Raw genomic sequence first — 17,942 nt, 5'->3', positions numbered from 1 at the left:
CGTCCCAGGGGGATTCCACCATGAGTCAGCCCGTGCCTCCGGCGAACCAGCCGAATGACGCCCAGCCCGCCGGGGGCAACCCGTACGCAGGGCAGCAGCCCGGCGCCCCGACCGGTAACCCGTTCGCGGGCCAGCAGCCCGGTCAGCCCGGCGTCGCGTTCGGTGGCGCACCGTTCGCCCCGCCGGCCCCGGCTCGCAACAACCTGGGCCTCGGCCTGATCGCCGCCGTCGTCGCGGCCGTCGTCGCCGCGGGCATCTACGGCGCGATCATCGGCGCCACCAAGCACGAGATCGGCTACGCGGCCGTGGGCGTCGGCTTCCTCGTCGGCTTCGCAGCGGGCAAGGTCGGCGGCCGCAACCCCGTGCTCCCGGCCCTCAGTGCCGTGATCGCCCTGGTCTCCGTCTACTTCGGCCAGCTGCTCGGCGAGGCGATGATCGCCGCGAAGGAGTACCCGGTCACCGTCTCCGAGCTGTTCTTCGATCACTTCGGCCTCCTGAACGAGGCGTGGAAGGCCGACGCCGACCCGCTCACCTTCGTCTTCATCGCGGTTGCCGCGGTCGCCGCGTTCTCCGGGGCCAAGAAGGCCGCGGACTGATCCGGCTCATACGGGAGGGCCCGGACCGCCGAGCGGTCCGGGCCCTCCCGTATGTCCGTCACCCATCAGCGGCTGTGCTGCGAGTCAGCCACCGTCACCTCGACGCGCTGGAACTCCTTGAGGTCGCTGTACCCCGTCGTCGCCATCGCCCGGCGCAGCGCACCGAAGATGTTCATCGAACCGTCGGGCGAGTGCGAAGGACCGGTGAGGACCTCCTCCGTCGTACCGACGGAGCCCAGATCCACCAGCTTGCCGCGCGGCACGTCCTCGTGGACGGCCTCCATGCCCCAGTGGCGGCCGCGGCCCGGCGCGTCCGTCGCACGGGCCAGCGGTGAGCCCATCATCACGGCGTCCGCACCGCAGGCGATGGCCTTCGGCAGGTCGCCGGACCAGCCGACGCCGCCGTCCGCGATCACGTGCACGTACCGGCCGCCGGACTCGTCCATGTAGTCACGGCGGGCCCCGGCCACATCGGCGACCGCGGTCGCCATCGGGACCTGGATACCGAAGACGTTGCGCGTGGTGTGCGCGGCGCCGCCGCCGAAGCCGACGAGGACACCGGCCGCACCGGTACGCATCAGGTGCAGGGCGGCGGTGTACGTGGCGCAGCCGCCGACGATCACCGGGACGTCCAGCTCGTAGATGAACTGCTTGAGGTTGAGCGGCTCGGCCGCACTCGAGACGTGCTCGGCGGAGACCGTCGTGCCGCGGATGACGAAGATGTCCACACCCGCGTCGACGACGGCCTTGGAGAACTGCGCGGTCCGCTGCGGGGAGAGCGCGGCGGCGGTGACGACACCGGAGTCGCGCACCTCCTTGATGCGCTGCCCGATCAGCTCCTCCTGGATCGGAGCGGAGTAGATCTCCTGGAGGCGGCGGGTCGCCGACTCCACGGGCATCTCGGCGATCTCGTCGAGCAGCGGCTGCGGGTCGGCGTGCCGGGTCCACAGGCCCTCGAGGTTGAGGACACCGAGGCCGCCCAGCTCACCGATGCGGATCGCGGTCTGCGGGGAGACCACGGAGTCCATGGGAGCCGCCAGGAACGGCAGCTCGAAACGGTAGGCGTCGATCTGCCAGGCGATCGAGACCTCCTTCGGGTCGCGGGTACGACGGCTCGGAACGACGGCGATGTCGTCGAATGCGTACGCCCGGCGGCCGCGCTTGCCGCGCCCGATCTCGATCTCAGTCACGATGGTGTGGCCTTTCCCTCTACGTCTGCGTTGTCCAGTATCCCCGACACACGGCTGAGGGGCGGTCCCGGGAACCCCGGGCCGCCCCTCAGCTGCGCTGTTGCGTTACTTCCTGCTGTAGTTCGGCGCCTCGACCGTCATCTGGATGTCGTGCGGGTGGCTCTCCTTGAGACCCGCCGAGGTGATCCGGACGAACCGGCCGTTGGCCTGGAGCTCCGGGATGGTGCGGCCGCCGACGTAGAACATCGACTGGCGCAGACCGCCGGTGAGCTGGTGGACGACCGCGGAGAGCGGGCCGCGGTAGGGGACCTGGCCCTCGATGCCCTCGGGGACCAGCTTCTCGTCGGAGGCGACGCCCTCCTGGAAGTAGCGGTCCTTGGAGAACGACTTGCGGTCGCCGCGGGACTGCATCGCGGCGAGCGAACCCATGCCGCGGTACGACTTGAACTGCTTGCCGTTGATGAAGAGCAGCTCGCCCGGGGACTCCTCGCAGCCCGCAAGCAGCGAGCCGAGCATCACAGTGTCCGCACCGGCCACCAGGGCTTTGGCGATGTCGCCGGAGTACTGCAGGCCGCCGTCACCGATGACCGGGACACCGGCCGCCTTGGCGGCGAGCGAGGCCTCGTAGATCGCGGTGACCTGCGGGACGCCGATGCCGGCGACGACGCGGGTGGTGCAGATGGAGCCGGGGCCGACGCCGACCTTGATGCCGTCGGCGCCCGCGTCGATCAGCGCCTGGGCGCCGTCACGGGTGGCGATGTTGCCGCCGATGACATCGACCGAGGAGTTCGACTTGATCTTGGCGACCATGTCGCCGACCAGCCGGGAGTGCCCGTGGGCGGTGTCGACGACGATGAAGTCGACGCCCGCCTCGATGAGCGCCTGGGCCCGCTCGTACGCGTCGCCCGCGACACCGACGGCGGCGCCGACCAGCAGCCGGCCGTCCTTGTCCTTGGCGGCGTTCGGATACTGCTCGGCCTTGACGAAGTCCTTGACGGTGATGAGTCCCTTGAGGACCCCGGCGTCGTCGACCAGCGGAAGCTTCTCGATCTTGTGGCGGCGCAGCAGCTCCATGGCGTCCACGCCGGAGATGCCGACCTTGCCGGTGACCAGCGGCATCGGCGTCATGACCTCGCGCACCTGGCGCGTACGGTCCGACTCGAATGCCATGTCACGGTTGGTGACGATGCCGAGCAGCTTGCCCGCTCCGTCGGTGACCGGGACACCGCTGATGCGGAACTTGGCACACAGCTCGTCGGCGTCGCGCAGCGTCGCGTCCGGGTGCACCGTGATCGGGTCGGTGACCATGCCGGACTCGGAGCGCTTCACCAGGTCGACCTGGTTGGCCTGATCGGCGATGGAGAGATTGCGGTGCAGCACACCGGCGCCACCCTGCCGGGCCATGGCGATCGCCATGCGGGCCTCGGTGACCTTGTCCATCGCGGCGGAGAGCAGCGGGATGTTCACCCGCACGTTCTTGGAGATGTACGAAGAGGTATCGATCTGATCGGGCGCCATGTCGGACGCGCCGGGCAGCAGCAGCACGTCGTCGTATGTCAGCCCGAGCGTCGCGAATTTCTCGGGCACTCCGTCGACGTTTGCAGTCATGACACCTTCCCCATATGGCCTTGATCGGTGCGGATGTCCATGCTAACGGCCTCCGGGGGTGTCTCATTCCACGAGCAAGATCACCTAGGGGTTTTGGAGCTTCGTACGGAACCTGGACAGGGCCCCGCTCACTGCTCCGCGAGGGCCCGCAGCCTGCTCAGCGCCCGGTGCTGGGCGACCCGGACCGCACCCGGCGACATACCCAGCATCTGTCCGGTCTCCTCGGCGGTCAGACCGACCGCCACCCGCAGAACGAGCAGCTCACGCTGGTTGTCCGGGAGGTTGGCAAGAAGCTTCTTCGCCCAGGCCGCATCGCTGCTGAGCAGCGCCCGCTCCTCGGGCCCGAGCGAATCGTCCGGCCACTCGGGCATCTCGTCGGAGGGGACGGCCGTCGATCCCGGGTGCCGCATGGCGGCCCGCTGGAGATCGGCGACCTTGTGGCCGGCGATGGCGAAGACAAAGGCTTCGAAGGGTCTGCCGGTGTCCTTGTAGCGCGGCAGCGCCATCAGTACCGCGACACAGACCTCCTGTGCCAGATCCTCCACGAAGTGGCGAGCATCACCGGGCAGCCGGTTCAGCCGGGACCTGCAGTAGCGCAGCGCGAGAGGGTGGACATGGGCCAGCAGATCATGAGTGGCCTGCGCGTCCCCTTCGACGGCACGGTGCACCAGTGCACCGATCACCGTCGTCTCGTCGTCGCGCATCGGACCATGGTGCCTCGGAGCCGCGTCTTTCGCTTCGCCGCGTCCGTAGTTGTGCACCGAAGCGTTATGAGCGGGTGCGCCCGAAGTCATGCCCCGCGCCCTCCCCTTCCGCTCGACCGAATCCTTCCCCAGGAACTCCACATCTCAAGGATGCGGCATCGGCCGGGAAGCGTCACATGCCGTCGGCACGGAAGGCGCCACCGGTGAGGTGGAGCCGCCCCGCGCTCCTCGGCCACATCGCCCCGTCCGCCGGTGTGCGGACGGGGAATCGAACGACTGCCGGTCACGGCCGGCCCTCAGAGCCTGTCGGGTGACCTTCGATCGGAGAGCGGACGCGGCGTGGTGTGTGCGATTCCAAGGCGCCGGAATGGCATCGTCACGGGGCATTTCGGCAACGCCGGAAGCGTGCGCGCCACGCCGAGGCCGCCCGATCAGAGGTCGCCCGACAGGCTCTCAGCGAACCAGGCCCCAGCGGAAGCCGAGCGCCACGGCGTGCGCCCGGTCCGAGGCGCCGAGCTTCTTGAACAGACGCCTGGCGTGCGTCTTCACCGTGTCCTCGGAGAGGAACAACTCGCGGCCGATCTCGGCGTTCGAGCGGCCGTGGCTCATTCCTTCGAGCACCTGGATCTCACGCGCGGTGAGCGTCGGCGCCGCACCCATCTCGGCCGACCGCAGCCGACGCGGGGCGAGCCGCCACGTCGGATCGGCCAGCGCCTGGGTGACGGTGGCCCGCAACTCCGCGCGTGAGGCGTCCTTGTGCAGATAACCGCGGGCTCCGGCGGCGACCGCGAGCGCGACACCGTCCAGGTCCTCGGCGACGGTCAGCATGATGATCCTGGCGCCGGGGTCGGCGGAGAGCAGCCGCCGGACCGTCTCCACACCCCCCAGACCGGGCATGCGTACGTCCATCAGAATCAGATCCGAACGGTCGGCGCCCCAGCGGCGGAGGACTTCCTCGCCGTTGGCCGCCGTCGTCACACGCTCGACGCCGGGCACGGTCGCGACCGCGCGACGGAGCGCTTCTCGGGCAAGCGGGGAGTCGTCGCAGACGAGGACGGATGTCATGACCGTCCTCCGCAGCTGATGCGCGTCACCTTGAGCCTCCAGGCTGTTACAAGTCGTCACCTGAGCGGTTGACGCTCTCGGACATCTGCCCGATCGCTTTTTCTGTCAACCGCCTCCGCCCTCTCAACGATGGTCACTCGAAAGAGTTACGGGTCGGACGGCCGGATTCGGCACTCTACGTGAGGATGCGTGCACAGAGGAGAGCGGCGCGGGTCATCCAATCGTCAACCGAAACTTAACGCGAAGATATGCCTCATTTGGCGGGTTTTCTTCCCTTTTGCTGGTGTCTGTGGCTAGATTCGCAATCAGTCATATTTACATCTACTTACACCCACCCCACCACCCCCGTAGATGTAAATGTCATGGGCACGGTCAGCAAACGGACGACAACGACGATTCCGACTCAGCATGGTTTCGAGGAGACAAGCAATGGCAGATTTCTCCCGGCTTCCCGGACCCAACGCCGATCTGTGGGACTGGCAGCTGTTGGCGGCCTGCCGCGGGGTCGACAGCTCGCTGTTCTTCCACCCGGAGGGTGAACGCGGGGCGGCACGAAGCGCCCGCGAGAACTCGGCGAAAGAGGTCTGTATGCGATGCCCGGTACGTGCCGAGTGCGCGGCACATGCGCTGGCGGTACGAGAGCCCTACGGAGTGTGGGGCGGACTGACCGAGGACGAACGCGAGGAGCTCATGGGACGGGCCCGCAACCGGCTGATCGCGGCAGCGGCGCCGTCGGGTCTTCCGTCCCCGTCGGGGCACGGCTGATCCCGCCGCGTCCCGCACAATAAATACAAAAACGTTTCTGCACTTCACCCGGCCACTGCGGGGGGCCGGGCCACAGGCAGGCCCCGCTCAGCGGGAGGCCGCCAGGGACAGCCGGTCCAGGGTGGCCGCAACCGCCGGCACCTGGGCCAGGTCGGGCAGGGTCAGGGCGACGATCTCGCGCTCGATGGCCGGCTCGACCGTCACGGTGCGGGCCCCCTTGGGGCGTACCGACTCGATCGCCAGCTCCGGCAGTACGGCCACCCCGAGCCCGGCGCCGACCAGGCCGATCACTGCCGGGTAGTCATCGGTGGCGAAGTCGATCCGGGGCGTGAAGCCGGACTTCTCACAGACCTCCACCAGCTGGCGGCGGCAGCGCGGACAGCCCGCGATCCACGACTCGTCGGCCAGCTCGGCGATGCCGACCGCGGCCGCACCGGCAAGCCGGTGCCCCTCGGGGACCAGGCCGATCAGCCGGTCGGTGAGCAGCGGGCGTACGACCAGGTCGTCCCACTCCGTGCCGGAGGCGCCGTAACGGAACGCCAGCGCGATGTCGCAGTCACCCTCGCGCAGCATCTCGACCGAGCGGGGCGGCTCGGCCTCGACCAGGGAGACCCGGGTGCCGGGGTGGGCCGCGCGCAGCGCCGCGAGGGCGCAGGGGACCAGCGTGGAGCTGCCGCTGGGGAACGAGACGAGCCGGACCCGGCCGGCCCGGAGTCCGGCGATGGCGGCGACCTCTTCCTCGGCGGCGGTGAGCCCGGCGAGGATTCCGGAGGCGTGCCGGACGAGGGCCTCCCCCGCCTGGGTGAGCCGCATCTCGCGTCCCGTACGGATGAGCAGGGTGGTCCCCGCAGAGACTTCCAGGGCCTTCATCTGCTGGCTGACCGCCGGCTGGGTGCAGCCCAGTTCGCGGGCGGCGGCGGAGAACGAGCCGGTGGCGGCCACGGCGCGCAGGACACGGAGATGACGGGCTTCGATCACACTTCAACCATAAGCCGCTCTTGGGTCGGGTGTGAATTATCGGTATGTATCTTTGAGGACGAAGTGGTTAGCGTTCTCCGCATGAAGCCGATGATGTCGTCGAAGCCGGTGGAGCCGACGAAGCCGATGAAGCCGATGAAGCTGCTGAGCGTGAATGTGGGACAGCCCGAGGCCGTCGACTACACCGACGCCCCCGGCGGTACGACCGGGATCGACAAGCGGCCTGCCGACGGTCCCATACGCGTCACCGACCCCGGCCCCAAGGGCACCGGCGGCAGCGGCCTGGCCGGGGACGCGGTGTGCGATCTGCGGCATCACGGCGGCTCCGACCAGGCGGTGTACGCATTCGCCCGCGAGGAACTCGACGCCTGGGAGCGGGAGCTGGGCCGCCCGCTGGCCAATGGCGCGTTCGGCGAGAACCTGACGACCAGCGGTCTGGACGTGAGCGGCGCGAAGATCGGCGAGCGCTGGCGGATCGGCCCCGACCTGCTCCTGGAGGTCACGTCGAGCCGGATTCCCTGCCGTACGTTCGCCGGTCATGTCGACGAGAGGCGCTGGGTCAAGCGGTTCACGCAGGCGGCCGCCCCGGGTGCCTATCTGCGGGTGATCGAGCCGGGCGAGATCCGCGCCGGGGACTCGGTCGAGATCGCGCACCGGCCCGACCACGACGTCACCGTGGAGCTGGAGTTCCTGGCCTCGACGACGCGACGGGAGCTGCTCCCGAAGCTGCTCGCGGCCGGGGAGGCGCTGCATCCCGAGTCGCTGCGTGCCGCTTTGAAGTACGTGGAGACGGAGGCGGCGGACGACTGATCGCGGTGTGCCGGACAGGCACTAACGTGCCGCGTATGACGACTGCACTGATTACGGGCGCGACCGCAGGGATCGGAGCCGCCTTCGCTCGGCGGCTCGCGGCCGATGGGCACAACCTGGTACTGGTGGCGCGCAACACCGAGCGGCTGCGCGAGCAGGCGACCGAGCTGCACGACCGGCACGGGATCGAGGCCGAGGTGCTGACGGCCGACCTGTCCGAGGACAAGGGGATCGCCACAGTCGAGGGCCGGTTGACGGACCGTCACCATCCGGTCGATCTGCTGGTCAACAACGCCGGGTTCGGCAACAAGGGCCGCTATCTGGATGTGCCCATGGCCGATGAGCTGAAGATGCTGAAGGTGCACTGCGAGGCGGTGCTGCGGCTGACTTCGGCGGCCGCGGGCGGGATGCGGGAGCGCGGGCGGGGCGGGGTCGTCAATGTGGCCTCGGTGGCGGCGTTCGTGCCGCGCGGGACGTACGGCGCGTCCAAGTCATGGGTCGTGCAGTTCACCCAGGGCGCGGCGAAGGACCTGGCCGGTTCGGGGGTGCGGCTGATGGCGCTGTGCCCCGGCTTCGTACGGACCGAGTTCCACGAGCGGGCCGGGATGGGGACCGGCAATATCCCGGGCTGGATGTGGCTCGACGCGGACAAGCTGGTGGCGGAGGCCCTGGCCGACCTGGCGCGCGGTAGGTCGGTCTCGATCCCGGACCCGCGGTACAAGGCGTTGATGGGGCTTGTGAAGGTGACACCGCGCGGCCTGCTCGGAGGGGTCACCTCCAAGACAGGCCGCAAGTACGGGCCTCAGTGAGCGGGCGGATACCGGGTGGGCGGTTACTGTCCCGACGCTCCGCGACCGTGCCGAAGCCGACGAGCGGGCGGCTGCACGCGGTGCTGGATGTGACGGAGCCCGAACTTCCGCCTGTGCACTCGCCGTTGTACGACCTCCACGGCAGAGCCGATGGGCGGCTCCGCCGCGTGGGGGCCCGCCCCGGCCCCCTGTCCTCGGACTCCGGACAGCCCTGATCCGACAAGCCCGAGGCCCGGTACCCCGCGACGGGATACCGGGCCTCAGTGGCTGAGCGGAGCTACACGCTAGTGCGAGTGGCCGTGGCCGCCGTGGCCGGCCTCGGCCTCTTCCTCGGCCGGCTTCTCGACGACCAGCGTCTCGGTCGTGAGCAGCAGCGACGCAATGGACGCGGCGTTCTCCAGCGCGGAGCGGGTGACCTTGACCGGGTCGATGACGCCGGCCTTCACCAGGTCGCCGTACTCGCCGGTCGCGGCGTTGAAGCCCTGGCCCTTGTCGAGCTCGGCGACCTTCGAGGTGATGACGTAACCCTCGAGGCCCGCGTTCTCGGCGATCCAGCGCAGCGGCTCGACGGCGGCGCGGCGCACGACCGCGACACCGGTGGCCTCGTCGCCGGTCTTGCCGAGGTTGCCGTCGAGGACCTTGACGGCGTGGACGATGGCGGAGCCACCACCGGAGACGATGCCCTCCTCGACCGCGGCGCGGGTCGCGGAGATGGCGTCCTCCAGACGGTGCTTCTTCTCCTTGAGCTCCACCTCGGTGGCGGCACCGACACGGATCACGCACACGCCGCCGGCCAGCTTCGCGAGGCGCTCCTGGAGCTTCTCGCGGTCCCAGTCGGAGTCCGTGGCCTCGATCTCGGCCTTGATCTGGTTGACCCGGCCCTTGACGTCGCCGGGCTCGCCGCCGCCGTCCACGATCGTCGTGTCGTCCTTGGAGACGGTGACGCGGCGAGCGGTGCCCAGCACGTCCAGACCGGCCTGGTCGAGCTTGAGGCCGACCTCCTCGGCGATGACGGTCGCACCGGTGAGGGTGGCGATGTCGCCGAGCATGGCCTTGCGGCGGTCTCCGAAGCCCGGGGCCTTCACCGCGACGGCGTTGAAGGTGCCACGGATCTTGTTGACGACGAGGGTCGACAGCGCCTCGCCCTCGACGTCCTCCGCGATGATCAGAAGCGGCTTGGAGCCACCGGCCTGGATGACCTTCTCCAGCAGCGGGAGCAGCTCCTGGATCGAGCCGATCTTGCCCTGGTGGACCAGGATGTACGGGTCGTCGAGGACGGCCTCCATACGCTCCTGGTCGGTCACCATGTACGGGGACAGGTAACCCTTGTCGAAGGCCATGCCCTCGGTGAAGTCGAGGTCCAGACCGAAGGTGTTGGACTCCTCGACGGTGATGACACCGTCCTTGCCGACCTTGTCCATCGCGTCCGCGATGAGCTCGCCGACCTGCGGGTCCTGCGCGGAGAGCGCGGCCACGGCGGCGATGTCGGTCTTGTCGTCGATCGGGCGGGCGGTCGCGAGGAGCTCCTCGGACACGGCCTTGACCGCGGCGTCGATGCCCTTCTTCAGGGCGGCCGGGGAAGCACCCGCGGCAACGTTGCGCAGACCCTCGCGGACGAGCGCCTGGGCCAGCACGGTGGCGGTGGTCGTACCGTCACCCGCGACGTCGTTGGTCTTGGTCGCCACCTCCTTCACCAGCTGGGCGCCGAGGTTCTCGTACGGGTCGTCGAGCTCGACCTCGCGCGCGATGGTGACACCGTCGTTGGTGATGGTGGGAGCGCCGAACTTCTTGTCGATGACGACGTTGCGGCCCTTGGGGCCGATCGTCACCTTGACCGTGTCGGCAAGCTTGTTGACGCCGCGCTCAAGGGCGCGACGGGCGTCCTCGTCGAACTTCAGAATCTTCGCCATGGCAGCTGAGTCTTCCTCTCAAATGAACTGCGCCCCTGACCGCCCGGCTGGTTGTTCGCAGGGGGCCAGGGGCGCAGAACAGAAGCAAACGTGGGTGAATTACTTCTCGACGATCGCGAGCACGTCGCGAGCCGAGAGGACGAGGTACTCCTCGCCGTTGTACTTCACCTCGGTGCCGCCGTACTTGCTGTACAGCACGACGTCGCCGGTGTTGACGTCGAGCGGAAGGCGCTCGCCGTTCTCGAAGCGGCCCGGGCCCACGGCCAGGACGACGCCCTCCTGGGGCTTCTCCTTGGCGGTGTCCGGAATGACCAGGCCGGAGGCCGTGGTCTGCTCGGCGTCGAGCGGCTGGACCACAATGCGGTCCTCGAGCGGCTTGATCGCAACCTTGGAGCTGGCGGTCGACACGATCCGGTCTCCCCCTTCGGAGATCTCACGGGGTTAAGAGTCTTTGGGTGGCGACCAGGTGGATCCGTCGTCGCGGGTGCCGGACCTGCCAGTCGCACAGTACTGCTGGCACTCTCCAGTGGTGAGTGCCAGCACCGAGACTATGACCGGGATTAGCACTCGGTCAAGCGGAGTGCCAATTCATCCAGTCGTGGCGTCATGTCGGCCGCGCTCGCGGACTACCGCCGCTCGCACCCGGTGCCGGATTCCACTCCTTCGTACGATCCCGTTCGGTCCGGCCGCCAGTGCCTCAGCGGTGGCGACAACCGCGAGTGCCGGGGCTCCGGCAGCTGACGGCAGGCGATGACGACCGGCGACCCGGACGCCCCGTGATCTCCGCGCGGATGGGCCCGCGGGCCGGCCGCGGGTGCCGGCCGCGGGCGGGTCACCTTCTGTGCGGCCTTGCGGCCCAGCCGTTCGATCGGGTCGACCGACTGCGCGCACCCGGCGGTGGCGGTCAGCAGCGCACCGGCTGTCAGCAGTCCGGCGAGCAGCCGGTGCACCCTTCTCATACGTAGTCCTCCAGCCGGGCCACGGCGTACCCCTTGTCCGTGATGGTCTTCATTACTGCCCGGACCAGGTCGGCCATGCTGCCGCCCCAGTCCTTCCGGCCCCGGAAGTGCGTGAGGATGATGTCGCCGGGGTGCAGGTCCTGGTCCGCCTCGCGCCACTCCATGCGGTCCGGGAACGCCTCCGCGTTCCAGAGCGGCACGGCCTTGATGCCGCAGGACTTCGCGATGCGGAGCGTGTCCCCGTTGTAGCTGCCGTACGGCGGGCGGAAGAGGGTGGGCCGCGGCCCGTACTGCTCCTCGATGATGGCCTGCTGGTCGCAGATCTCGCGCTTCTGCTCGGCGTACGAGAGCCCGGGCAGGTAGCGGTGGTTGAGCGTGTGGTTGTTGAGGCCGACGCCCAGCCGCTGCATCTCCAGGAAGTACCCGTAGCTGTCGCGCACCAGGTAGTCGCTGAGGAACGCGCTGTACGGGATGTCCAGCTCGTCCATCATCTGCAGCAGTTCGGGGTCCTTCTCGGCACCGTCGTCCATCGTCAGGAAGACGATCCGGTCCTTGGTCGGGACGGTGGTGAAGACCGGCGGCAGCGAGTCGTCGCCGCCCTTGACCTCGAACCCCTCGCGGGTGGTGATGTGCGGCTTCACCGCAGGCGGCGGGGGTGCGATCAGGGGTGGTCTGCCCAGCCCCCACTTCTTGGCGAGGGCCGCCCGTACGGCCGGGCTGAACCTCGCGTTCTCACGGGCCCCGGCGGGTGCGCCGCCCTGGCCGGCCCACTGTCCGGGACCACCCGGGGGGCCGGCGGCGGGCCGGGCCCGGAGCTCGTCGCCGTCGTCGAGCCGGCCGCCGGCCCCAGAGGCGCAGCCGGAGCAGACCGCGGCGACCAGGAGTGCGGCCAGGACCGCGCAGACCGGCCGATGCCTGCCGGGGCCCTGCCCGCCCCGCGGTTCGGGCACACCCGATCTACTCCTTTTCATGATTAATTTTTCCTTTTGTCGTACTAGTTGCATGGCGTCGCATCCTGCCAGCACGTGGTGGGCGCCCCGGCCCGACACCGCCACCGGGCCCGCCGGTCAACCCGGCTGGCTCACAATGGGACAGGTGAACGCTCTCCCCCCGAACGACCCGTCCGCCGCCGACGGCCGGTCCGACGCTCCCGCCCCGCCCGGCGCCGACGACTTCCTCGCCGCTTTCACGGCCCTGCGCGCCCCCGAGGGCACGGCACTCCTGGACGGGCTGCGGTCGTACGACCCCGCCCAGGAGCTCGCCACCGCCACCCGGCTGCGCCGCACCCACCCGGCCTCGCTGGTCTCGGCGGCGCTGGGACAGGCGCGGCTTCGGCAGCGGGCGGTGGCGAAATTCGGTGCCGAGGACGCGTACCGCATGTTCTTCACGCCGAACGGCGTCGAGCAGGCGACGCGTACGTCGGTGGCCACCCACCGCGCACAGCGATTCGTGGAGGCGGGGGTGCGCAGCGTCGCCGACCTCTGCTGCGGAATCGGCGGCGACGCGATCGCGCTCGCACGGGCGGGCATCTTCGTCCTCGCTGTGGACCGCGACCCGCTCACCGCCGAGGTGGCCCGCGCCAACGCCGCCGCGCTCGGCCTGGATGGTCTGATCGAGGTGCGGTGCGCCGATGTCACCGAGATCGACACCTCGCCGTACGACGCGGTCTTCGTCGACCCGGCCCGGCGCGGCGGCAGGGGCAGGATCTTCGACCCCGAGGCGTACTCACCGCCGCTCTCCTGGGCGACCGGCGCCGCGCTCAAGGCCCCCCGTGCCGCGCTGAAGATCGCCCCCGGCATCCCGCACGAGGCGATCCCGGCGCAGGCGGAGGCCGAGTGGATCTCGGACGGCGGCGATGTGAAGGAGGCGGTGCTCTGGTTCGGCGAGGGCTTCGCGGCCGGTTCCCACCGCGCCACCGTGCTTCCGGCCCGCGCCACCCTGTGGTCCGGCGCACCGCTGCCGGCCCCGCCCGTCGGCCCGGTCGGCCGCTATCTGTACGAGCCGGACGGCGCCGTCATCCGCGCCCATCTGGTCGCCGACATCGTGGCGCGGTGCGACGGCCGGCTGGTCGACGAGACCATCGCGTACGTCACGAGCGACCAGCCGTACGACTCCCCGTACACCTCCGGGTACGAGATCACCGACCGGCTGCCGTTCAACATGAAGAAGCTCAAAGCGCTGCTGCGGGAGCGGAAGGTCGGCGTCCTGACGGTGAAGAAGCGCGGATCGGCCGTCGAACCGGAGGAGTTGCGCCGCCGGATGAAGCTACAGGGGCCGAACGCCGCGACGGTCTTCCTGACCCGGGTGGCCGGAGCCCCGACGATGCTGATCGGCCACCCGGTGACCGGCCCCGCCTGAGCGCCTGCCGGGCGGCCTCCGACCGGGCGGGTGCGGCCGTCGGGCCAGGTCGGTCAGGTCCTCGGCGTACGCCTGTGGGAGCGGCTGAGGACCCACGTACTGCCGGGAGTTGCACTGCCCCGGCGGTCCGGGGTCAGCGGTGCGTGCCGCCCCCGGCGGAGAACAGCGGCTCGGGAGCGGACGCCCCGATCAGGGTCCGCAGCACCCAACGGCGGTGGGCGAACGCCTTGGTGATGCCGATCAGTCCGATGTTCCAGCCGATCATCCCGAGCCCCATGACCAGGGCGACCAGCCCGAAACTGTCCCTGACCGCCTCGACGGTCGCCGGGACGGCGATGCACGCGTACAGCCCGAGTGCGCACAGCGCGGAGGACATCAGCAGCCAGACGAGGCTGACGCCCGGCATCCGCAACCGCGCTTCGCGCACCGGATCGCGGCCCAACTCGCCCCAGGCGGCGAGCAGTCGGCGGATGTCGAGGTCGCGGCGCAGACCGATGACGACGAAGACGACCGCGGGCACCATGCAGCAGACGCCCACGCAGGCGACGATCACACCGAGCAAGGCACTGAAGATGTCGTACGTCTCCTCCAGCGCGACCATCGCCGACCCCACCAGCGACCAGCCCACCGCGCAGAGCGCTCCCCACAGCCACAGCGCCACCAGCCGCCCCGGGGAGACATGCCTCTTCACCAACTCCCCGAGCACCACGGCCCGGTCGGTGAGCAGCGCCTCACGGTCGGGCCAGGAACGTATCTCCACAGGCGGTGGGGGCGGCGGCAGTTGCGCACGGAGAAGCATGGGCCAGACCCTACCGAGCGCGCGCCCGCCCTCGCGGGCGGCACCGTGCGCCGGGGCCTCCGCGGTGCCATGCTGGAGAGGGACACACGGAGGTGCGCGATGGGGTTCTATGTCGAGCGGATCGTGCCCCGGATCGCCGACGCAGTCGGCGGAATGAAGTCGGCCGAACCGCTGCGGCGCCGGGTCTGCGAAGGCCTGTACGGGGAGATCATCGAGATCGGGTTCGGTTCCGGGCACAACGTTCCGTTCTACCCGGATGCCGTCACCGACGTGGCCGCGGTCGAGCCGTCCGATCTCGGCTGGAAGCTGGCCCGTGACCGCATCGATGCGGGCCACACGCCGGTGCGGCGCGCCTGCATGGACAGCCAGTACCTGCCCTTCGCGGACGACACCTTCGACGGAGCCCTGTCCACGTGGACGCTGTGCACCATCCCCGACGCCGATGCGGCGCTGCGGGAGGTGCGGCGGGTCCTCAAGCCCGGTGCGACCCTTCACTTCCTGGAGCACGGGCTGGCGCCGGAGGAGGACGAGAACGTACGCCGCTGGCAGCGCCGTCTCGATCCGGTGGAGCAGCGGCTCTTCGCCGGGTGCCGTCTGACCCGGCCGATCACCGAGATGCTGACGGCCGCGGGGTTCACGATCGTCGACCTCGACGTGTTCTACGAGAAGGGCGCGCCGAGGCTGATGGGTGCCGACTCGCTGGGCGTCGCCGCGCCCTAGGGCCGGGGGCTCGGCCGGCTCTCAGCCGAGGGACTCGACGGCCCCCACGGACTCGAAGCGCCAGCGGTGCACCGGACGCGCGATCAACTCGACTGCCGGTTCGGGGAGTTCGGGCAGCTCGTCACCGTACGCCCCCTCCCACCAGGTGACGACCAGGACCCGGTCCTGCGGGGCGCGCAGCAGCTCGCGGCGCAGCGGCTCGCGGGCCAGCTCGGCCGACCGGGCGCGCGCCCACTCCAGTAGTTCGGGGCCCCTGCCGCAGACGGCGCGGGCTTCCCACATCAGCACAACGGTCGTACCGCTCATGAGTACAGGTTGTCCTTGCTGATCTCGTGCACATGGTCGTGGTCGTGCGCGTGGGCACCGGGGACGTGGGTGTCGGTCACCGGCAGCGACGAGTCCGCGGACAGTTCCAGGTCCGAGGCCGGCCTGCCCCGGGCCACCATCTCCGCGCCCAGCGCCGCGACCATCGCCCCGTTGTCCGTGCACAGCCCCGGCCGCGGCACCCGCAGCCGGACACCGGCCCGCTCGCACCGCTCCTCGGCCAGCGCCCGCAGCCGCGAGTTGGCCGCGACACCGCCGCCGATCATCAGGTGGTCGACGCCCTCGTCCTTGCAGGCCCGGACGGCCTTTCGGGTGAGCACATCCACCACGGCCTCCTGGAAGGACGCGGCCACATCCCGTACCGGCACCTCCTCGCCGGCGGCCCGCTTCGCCTCGATCCAGCGGGCGACGGACGTCTTCAGACCGGAGAAGGAGAAGTCGTACGCGGGATCACGCGAGCCGGTCAGACCGCGCGGGAACGCGATCGCCTTCGGGTCGCCCTCCTTCGCCAGCCGGTCGATGACCGGGCCGCCGGGGAAGCCGAGGTTCAGCACCCGGGCGATCTTGTCGAAGGCCTCGCCCGCCGCATCGTCGATGGTCGCGCCCAGGGGCCGTACGTCATTGGTGATGTCCGGCGCGAGCAGCAGTGAGGAGTGGCCGCCGCTGACCAGCAGCGCCATCGTCGGCTCGGGCAGCGGGCCGTGCTCCAGCTGGTCGACGCAGATGTGCGAGGCGAGGTGGTTCACCCCGTAGAGCGGCTTGTTCAGCGCGTACGCGTACGCCTTCGCCGCCGAGACGCCGACGAGCAGCGCGCCCGCCAGTCCGGGGCCCGCGGTGACGGAGATGCCGTCGAGGTCGCGGGCGCTGATCCCGGCGTCCTTCAGGGCGCGCTCGATGGTGGGGACCATCGCCTCCAGGTGCGCGCGGGAGGCGATCTCCGGGACGACGCCGCCGAAGCGGGCGTGCGTGTCGACACTGGACGCGACGGCGTCGGCGAGCAGCGTCGTACCACGGACGATGCCGACGCCGGTCTCGTCGCAGGAGGTCTCGATGCCGAGTACGAGCGGTTCGTCAGCCATCAGTCAGTCTCTGTTCCCTGTACGAGCTCTTGTACGTGATCATGGACGTCTTCGTGGACGTCTTCGTGGACGTCTTCGTGGACGTCTTCGTGGACGTGGAGGCGCATGACGAGTGCGTCGATGTTGCCCGGCTGGTAGTAGCCGCGGCGGAAGCCGATCGGTTCGAAGCCGAAGCGTTCGTACAGCTTCTGCGCCCGGGTGTTGTCGACGCGGACTTCGAGCAGCACCTCGGCGCACTCGAAGGCCGTGGCGTGCTTCAGCAGATCGGTGAGGAGTTCGGAGCCGAGGCCGCCGCCCCAGTGGCCGCGGGTGACACCGATCGTCTGTACGTCGGCGAGATCACCGGCCGCGGCGAGACCGGCATAGCCGACGATCCGTCCGGTGGCGGGGTCCTCGGCGACGACATAGCGACGGGTGGCCTGCGGGCCGCGGGAGTGCGCCAGCTCGGACCAGAACATGCCGGCCGACCAGGCGTCGTCCGGGAACAGCTCGTGTTCGAGGTCCAGCACCGGATCGATGTCCCACCAGCGCATCTCGCGCAGAACGGCAGTCGTGGTCGTCACTTCGGGGTGACCACCTTGTAGTTCTTCGGGATCTGGGCGTCGGGCCTGCGGAGGTAGAGCGGCTGCGGCGGCAGCAGTTCCGCGCCCACGGCGAGACGCTCGGCGGCGAGGGCTGCCAGCGCACCCGCGCAGACGTGCTCGGGGCCCCGGGCGTCCGGGAACGCCTCGGGGTAGAGCACCGCGCCCGCCCCGACGACGGGGAGTCCGGCGAGCTGCTCGGCGATGTCGGCGGGACGGTCGACGGCGGGCTCCGTGGCGCGCGTACGGGAGTCCTCGTACCTCGCCCAGTAGACCTCCTTGCGGCGGGCGTCCGTCGCGACGGCGAACGGACCTTCCAGGCCGTCCTGCCCAGCGGCGTACGCGAGACCGTCCAGGGTGCACAGCCCGTGCACGGGTACGGAGAGCGCGGAGCCGAAGGTCGCGGCCGTGACCAGGCCGACCCGCAGCCCGGTGTACGGTCCTGGGCCGACACCCACGACCACGTCCGTCACGGCGTCGAGTCTCGCTCCGGCCTCGGCGAGGACCCGGTCGACGGCGGGCAGCAGCAGCTCCCCGTGCCTTCGGGCGTCGACCTGACCGGACTCGGCGACGACGGAGGTCCCGTCGTGAAGGGCGACGGTGACGGCGGGGGTGGCGGTATCCACGGCGAGCAAGAGCACGCAAACAGCCTACGGCTCCTCCGACCGGGCGCGGTGTCCCGTACAG

At 70.1% G+C, this 17,942-nt stretch carries 21 protein-coding genes; 7 read left to right on the top strand and 14 right to left on the bottom strand.

Features of this window, described 5'->3' with window-relative positions; translation table 11 throughout:
• Positions 1-20 precede the first annotated feature (20 nt).
• Positions 21-596, top strand: coding sequence for a hypothetical protein (locus tag ACH4EW_RS01290; protein ID WP_398249877.1), 576 nt, complete (start codon positions 21-23; stop codon positions 594-596).
• Between the two features lie 65 nt (positions 597-661).
• Here ACH4EW_RS01290 and ACH4EW_RS01285 read toward each other — a convergent pair whose 3' ends face one another.
• The 4 genes from ACH4EW_RS01285 to ACH4EW_RS01270 all read right to left on the bottom strand — a co-directional run bounded on the left by ACH4EW_RS01285 (position 662) and on the right by ACH4EW_RS01270 (position 5,163).
• Positions 662-1,786, bottom strand: coding sequence for a GuaB3 family IMP dehydrogenase-related protein (locus ACH4EW_RS01285; protein ID WP_398249875.1), 1,125 nt, complete (start codon positions 1,784-1,786; stop codon positions 662-664).
• Positions 1,787-1,891: 105 nt separating this feature from the next.
• A complete protein-coding gene (guaB, locus tag ACH4EW_RS01280) occupies positions 1,892-3,394 on the bottom strand; it encodes an IMP dehydrogenase (protein ID WP_398249873.1) in 1,503 nt (500 codons plus the stop codon).
• A gap of 128 nt (positions 3,395-3,522) precedes the next feature.
• Positions 3,523-4,098 (bottom strand): sigma-70 family RNA polymerase sigma factor, encoded by a 576-nt coding sequence (locus ACH4EW_RS01275; protein WP_398249871.1) that lies wholly within the window; start codon positions 4,096-4,098, stop codon positions 3,523-3,525.
• Between the two features lie 453 nt (positions 4,099-4,551).
• Positions 4,552-5,163 (bottom strand): response regulator transcription factor, encoded by a 612-nt coding sequence (locus ACH4EW_RS01270; RefSeq protein WP_003948568.1) that lies wholly within the window; start codon positions 5,161-5,163, stop codon positions 4,552-4,554.
• 429 nt (positions 5,164-5,592) lie between these two features.
• Here ACH4EW_RS01270 and ACH4EW_RS01265 point away from each other — a divergent pair, with 429 nt between their 5' ends.
• The gene (locus ACH4EW_RS01265) at positions 5,593-5,928 is read left to right on the top strand and encodes a WhiB family transcriptional regulator (protein ID WP_093893461.1); all 336 of its coding nucleotides are present in this window, start codon (positions 5,593-5,595) and stop codon (positions 5,926-5,928) included.
• A gap of 87 nt (positions 5,929-6,015) precedes the next feature.
• Here the strand turns inward: ACH4EW_RS01265 and ACH4EW_RS01260 are convergent, their stop codons facing one another.
• Entirely contained in the window at positions 6,016-6,906 is an 891-nt protein-coding gene (locus ACH4EW_RS01260; RefSeq protein ID WP_398249869.1) for a LysR family transcriptional regulator, read from the bottom strand.
• Between the two features lie 135 nt (positions 6,907-7,041).
• Between ACH4EW_RS01260 and ACH4EW_RS01255 the strand changes: the two genes are divergently transcribed.
• Genes ACH4EW_RS01255 through ACH4EW_RS01245 form a run of 3 tightly spaced genes read left to right on the top strand, consistent with a single transcriptional unit; the run spans position 7,042 to position 8,740 of the window.
• The gene (locus ACH4EW_RS01255; protein WP_398251206.1) at positions 7,042-7,716 is read left to right on the top strand and encodes an MOSC domain-containing protein; all 675 of its coding nucleotides are present in this window, start codon (positions 7,042-7,044) and stop codon (positions 7,714-7,716) included.
• Positions 7,717-7,751: 35 nt separating this feature from the next.
• Complete coding sequence (locus tag ACH4EW_RS01250) at positions 7,752-8,525, top strand: SDR family NAD(P)-dependent oxidoreductase (RefSeq protein ID WP_398249867.1); 774 nt, start codon at positions 7,752-7,754, stop codon at positions 8,523-8,525.
• Between the two features lie 47 nt (positions 8,526-8,572).
• Complete coding sequence (locus tag ACH4EW_RS01245) at positions 8,573-8,740, top strand: hypothetical protein (protein ID WP_398251292.1); 168 nt, start codon at positions 8,573-8,575, stop codon at positions 8,738-8,740.
• A gap of 69 nt (positions 8,741-8,809) precedes the next feature.
• On the opposite strand, the gene groL is transcribed toward ACH4EW_RS01245, so the two are convergent.
• The 4 genes from groL to ACH4EW_RS01225 all read right to left on the bottom strand — a co-directional run bounded on the left by groL (position 8,810) and on the right by ACH4EW_RS01225 (position 12,398).
• Positions 8,810-10,435, bottom strand: coding sequence for a chaperonin GroEL (gene groL, locus ACH4EW_RS01240; RefSeq protein ID WP_398249865.1), 1,626 nt, complete (start codon positions 10,433-10,435; stop codon positions 8,810-8,812).
• Positions 10,436-10,534: 99 nt separating this feature from the next.
• Entirely contained in the window at positions 10,535-10,843 is a 309-nt protein-coding gene (groES, locus tag ACH4EW_RS01235; RefSeq protein WP_351785952.1) for a co-chaperone GroES, read from the bottom strand.
• 218 nt (positions 10,844-11,061) lie between these two features.
• Complete coding sequence (locus tag ACH4EW_RS01230) at positions 11,062-11,394, bottom strand: hypothetical protein (protein WP_398249864.1); 333 nt, start codon at positions 11,392-11,394, stop codon at positions 11,062-11,064.
• On the bottom strand, positions 11,391-12,398 hold the full coding sequence (locus tag ACH4EW_RS01225) for a polysaccharide deacetylase family protein (protein WP_398249862.1): 1,008 nt from the start codon (positions 12,396-12,398) through the stop codon (positions 11,391-11,393). Before ACH4EW_RS01225 ends, ACH4EW_RS01230 begins: the two co-directional genes overlap by 4 nt.
• 82 nt (positions 12,399-12,480) lie before the next feature.
• On the opposite strand from ACH4EW_RS01225, the gene ACH4EW_RS01220 reads away from it, so the two are divergent.
• Positions 12,481-13,752 (top strand): methyltransferase domain-containing protein, encoded by a 1,272-nt coding sequence (locus tag ACH4EW_RS01220; protein ID WP_398249860.1) that lies wholly within the window; start codon positions 12,481-12,483, stop codon positions 13,750-13,752.
• Between the two features lie 133 nt (positions 13,753-13,885).
• Here ACH4EW_RS01220 and ACH4EW_RS01215 read toward each other — a convergent pair whose 3' ends face one another.
• The gene (locus ACH4EW_RS01215) at positions 13,886-14,551 is read right to left on the bottom strand and encodes a hypothetical protein (RefSeq protein ID WP_398249858.1); all 666 of its coding nucleotides are present in this window, start codon (positions 14,549-14,551) and stop codon (positions 13,886-13,888) included.
• A gap of 99 nt (positions 14,552-14,650) precedes the next feature.
• Between ACH4EW_RS01215 and ACH4EW_RS01210 the strand changes: the two genes are divergently transcribed.
• Complete coding sequence (locus ACH4EW_RS01210) at positions 14,651-15,271, top strand: class I SAM-dependent methyltransferase (protein ID WP_398249857.1); 621 nt, start codon at positions 14,651-14,653, stop codon at positions 15,269-15,271.
• A 21-nt stretch (positions 15,272-15,292) separates the two neighbouring features.
• Here ACH4EW_RS01210 and ACH4EW_RS01205 read toward each other — a convergent pair whose 3' ends face one another.
• Genes ACH4EW_RS01205 through tsaB form a run of 4 tightly spaced genes read right to left on the bottom strand, consistent with a single transcriptional unit; the run spans position 15,293 to position 17,896 of the window.
• Positions 15,293-15,577 (bottom strand): hypothetical protein, encoded by a 285-nt coding sequence (locus ACH4EW_RS01205; RefSeq protein ID WP_398249855.1) that lies wholly within the window; start codon positions 15,575-15,577, stop codon positions 15,293-15,295.
• The gene (gene tsaD / locus ACH4EW_RS01200; protein WP_398249853.1) at positions 15,574-16,674 is read right to left on the bottom strand and encodes a tRNA (adenosine(37)-N6)-threonylcarbamoyltransferase complex transferase subunit TsaD; all 1,101 of its coding nucleotides are present in this window, start codon (positions 16,672-16,674) and stop codon (positions 15,574-15,576) included. Before tsaD ends, ACH4EW_RS01205 begins: the two co-directional genes overlap by 4 nt.
• Entirely contained in the window at positions 16,674-17,237 is a 564-nt protein-coding gene (gene rimI / locus ACH4EW_RS01195; protein WP_398249852.1) for a ribosomal protein S18-alanine N-acetyltransferase, read from the bottom strand. The genes tsaD and rimI overlap by 1 nt, the downstream gene beginning before the upstream one ends.
• Positions 17,234-17,896 (bottom strand): tRNA (adenosine(37)-N6)-threonylcarbamoyltransferase complex dimerization subunit type 1 TsaB, encoded by a 663-nt coding sequence (gene tsaB / locus ACH4EW_RS01190; RefSeq protein WP_398249851.1) that lies wholly within the window; start codon positions 17,894-17,896, stop codon positions 17,234-17,236. The genes rimI and tsaB overlap by 4 nt, the downstream gene beginning before the upstream one ends.
• Positions 17,897-17,942 lie beyond the last annotated feature (46 nt).

The organism is Streptomyces sp. NPDC018000 (assembly GCF_044328025.1).
GTDB lineage: Bacteria > Actinomycetota > Actinomycetes > Streptomycetales > Streptomycetaceae > Streptomyces.
The sequence above is the reverse complement of the archived record's forward strand: the minus strand, read 5'-3'. Positions and strand labels throughout refer to the sequence as shown.

What these genes read in the sequence shown, in the direction of transcription:
- ACH4EW_RS01290 (WP_398249877.1), top strand. Translation starts at nt 21, where the DNA reads ATGAGTCAGCCCGTGCCTCCGGCGAACCAGCCGAATGACGCCCAGCCC.
- guaB (WP_398249873.1), bottom strand. Translation starts at nt 3,394, where the DNA reads ATGACTGCAAACGTCGACGGAGTGCCCGAGAAATTCGCGACGCTCGGG.
- ACH4EW_RS01275 (WP_398249871.1), bottom strand. Translation starts at nt 4,098, where the DNA reads ATGCGCGACGACGAGACGACGGTGATCGGTGCACTGGTGCACCGTGCC.
- ACH4EW_RS01270 (WP_003948568.1), bottom strand. Translation starts at nt 5,163, where the DNA reads ATGACATCCGTCCTCGTCTGCGACGACTCCCCGCTTGCCCGAGAAGCG.
- ACH4EW_RS01265 (WP_093893461.1), top strand. Translation starts at nt 5,593, where the DNA reads ATGGCAGATTTCTCCCGGCTTCCCGGACCCAACGCCGATCTGTGGGAC.
- ACH4EW_RS01255 (WP_398251206.1), top strand. Translation starts at nt 7,042, where the DNA reads ATGAAGCTGCTGAGCGTGAATGTGGGACAGCCCGAGGCCGTCGACTAC.
- ACH4EW_RS01250 (WP_398249867.1), top strand. Translation starts at nt 7,752, where the DNA reads ATGACGACTGCACTGATTACGGGCGCGACCGCAGGGATCGGAGCCGCC.
- groL (WP_398249865.1), bottom strand. Translation starts at nt 10,435, where the DNA reads ATGGCGAAGATTCTGAAGTTCGACGAGGACGCCCGTCGCGCCCTTGAG.
- ACH4EW_RS01230 (WP_398249864.1), bottom strand. Translation starts at nt 11,394, where the DNA reads ATGAGAAGGGTGCACCGGCTGCTCGCCGGACTGCTGACAGCCGGTGCG.
- ACH4EW_RS01225 (WP_398249862.1), bottom strand. Translation starts at nt 12,398, where the DNA reads ATGCAACTAGTACGACAAAAGGAAAAATTAATCATGAAAAGGAGTAGA.
- ACH4EW_RS01220 (WP_398249860.1), top strand. Translation starts at nt 12,481, where the DNA reads ATGGGACAGGTGAACGCTCTCCCCCCGAACGACCCGTCCGCCGCCGAC.
- ACH4EW_RS01215 (WP_398249858.1), bottom strand. Translation starts at nt 14,551, where the DNA reads ATGCTTCTCCGTGCGCAACTGCCGCCGCCCCCACCGCCTGTGGAGATA.
- ACH4EW_RS01210 (WP_398249857.1), top strand. Translation starts at nt 14,651, where the DNA reads ATGGGGTTCTATGTCGAGCGGATCGTGCCCCGGATCGCCGACGCAGTC.
- ACH4EW_RS01205 (WP_398249855.1), bottom strand. Translation starts at nt 15,577, where the DNA reads ATGAGCGGTACGACCGTTGTGCTGATGTGGGAAGCCCGCGCCGTCTGC.
- tsaD (WP_398249853.1), bottom strand. Translation starts at nt 16,674, where the DNA reads ATGGCTGACGAACCGCTCGTACTCGGCATCGAGACCTCCTGCGACGAG.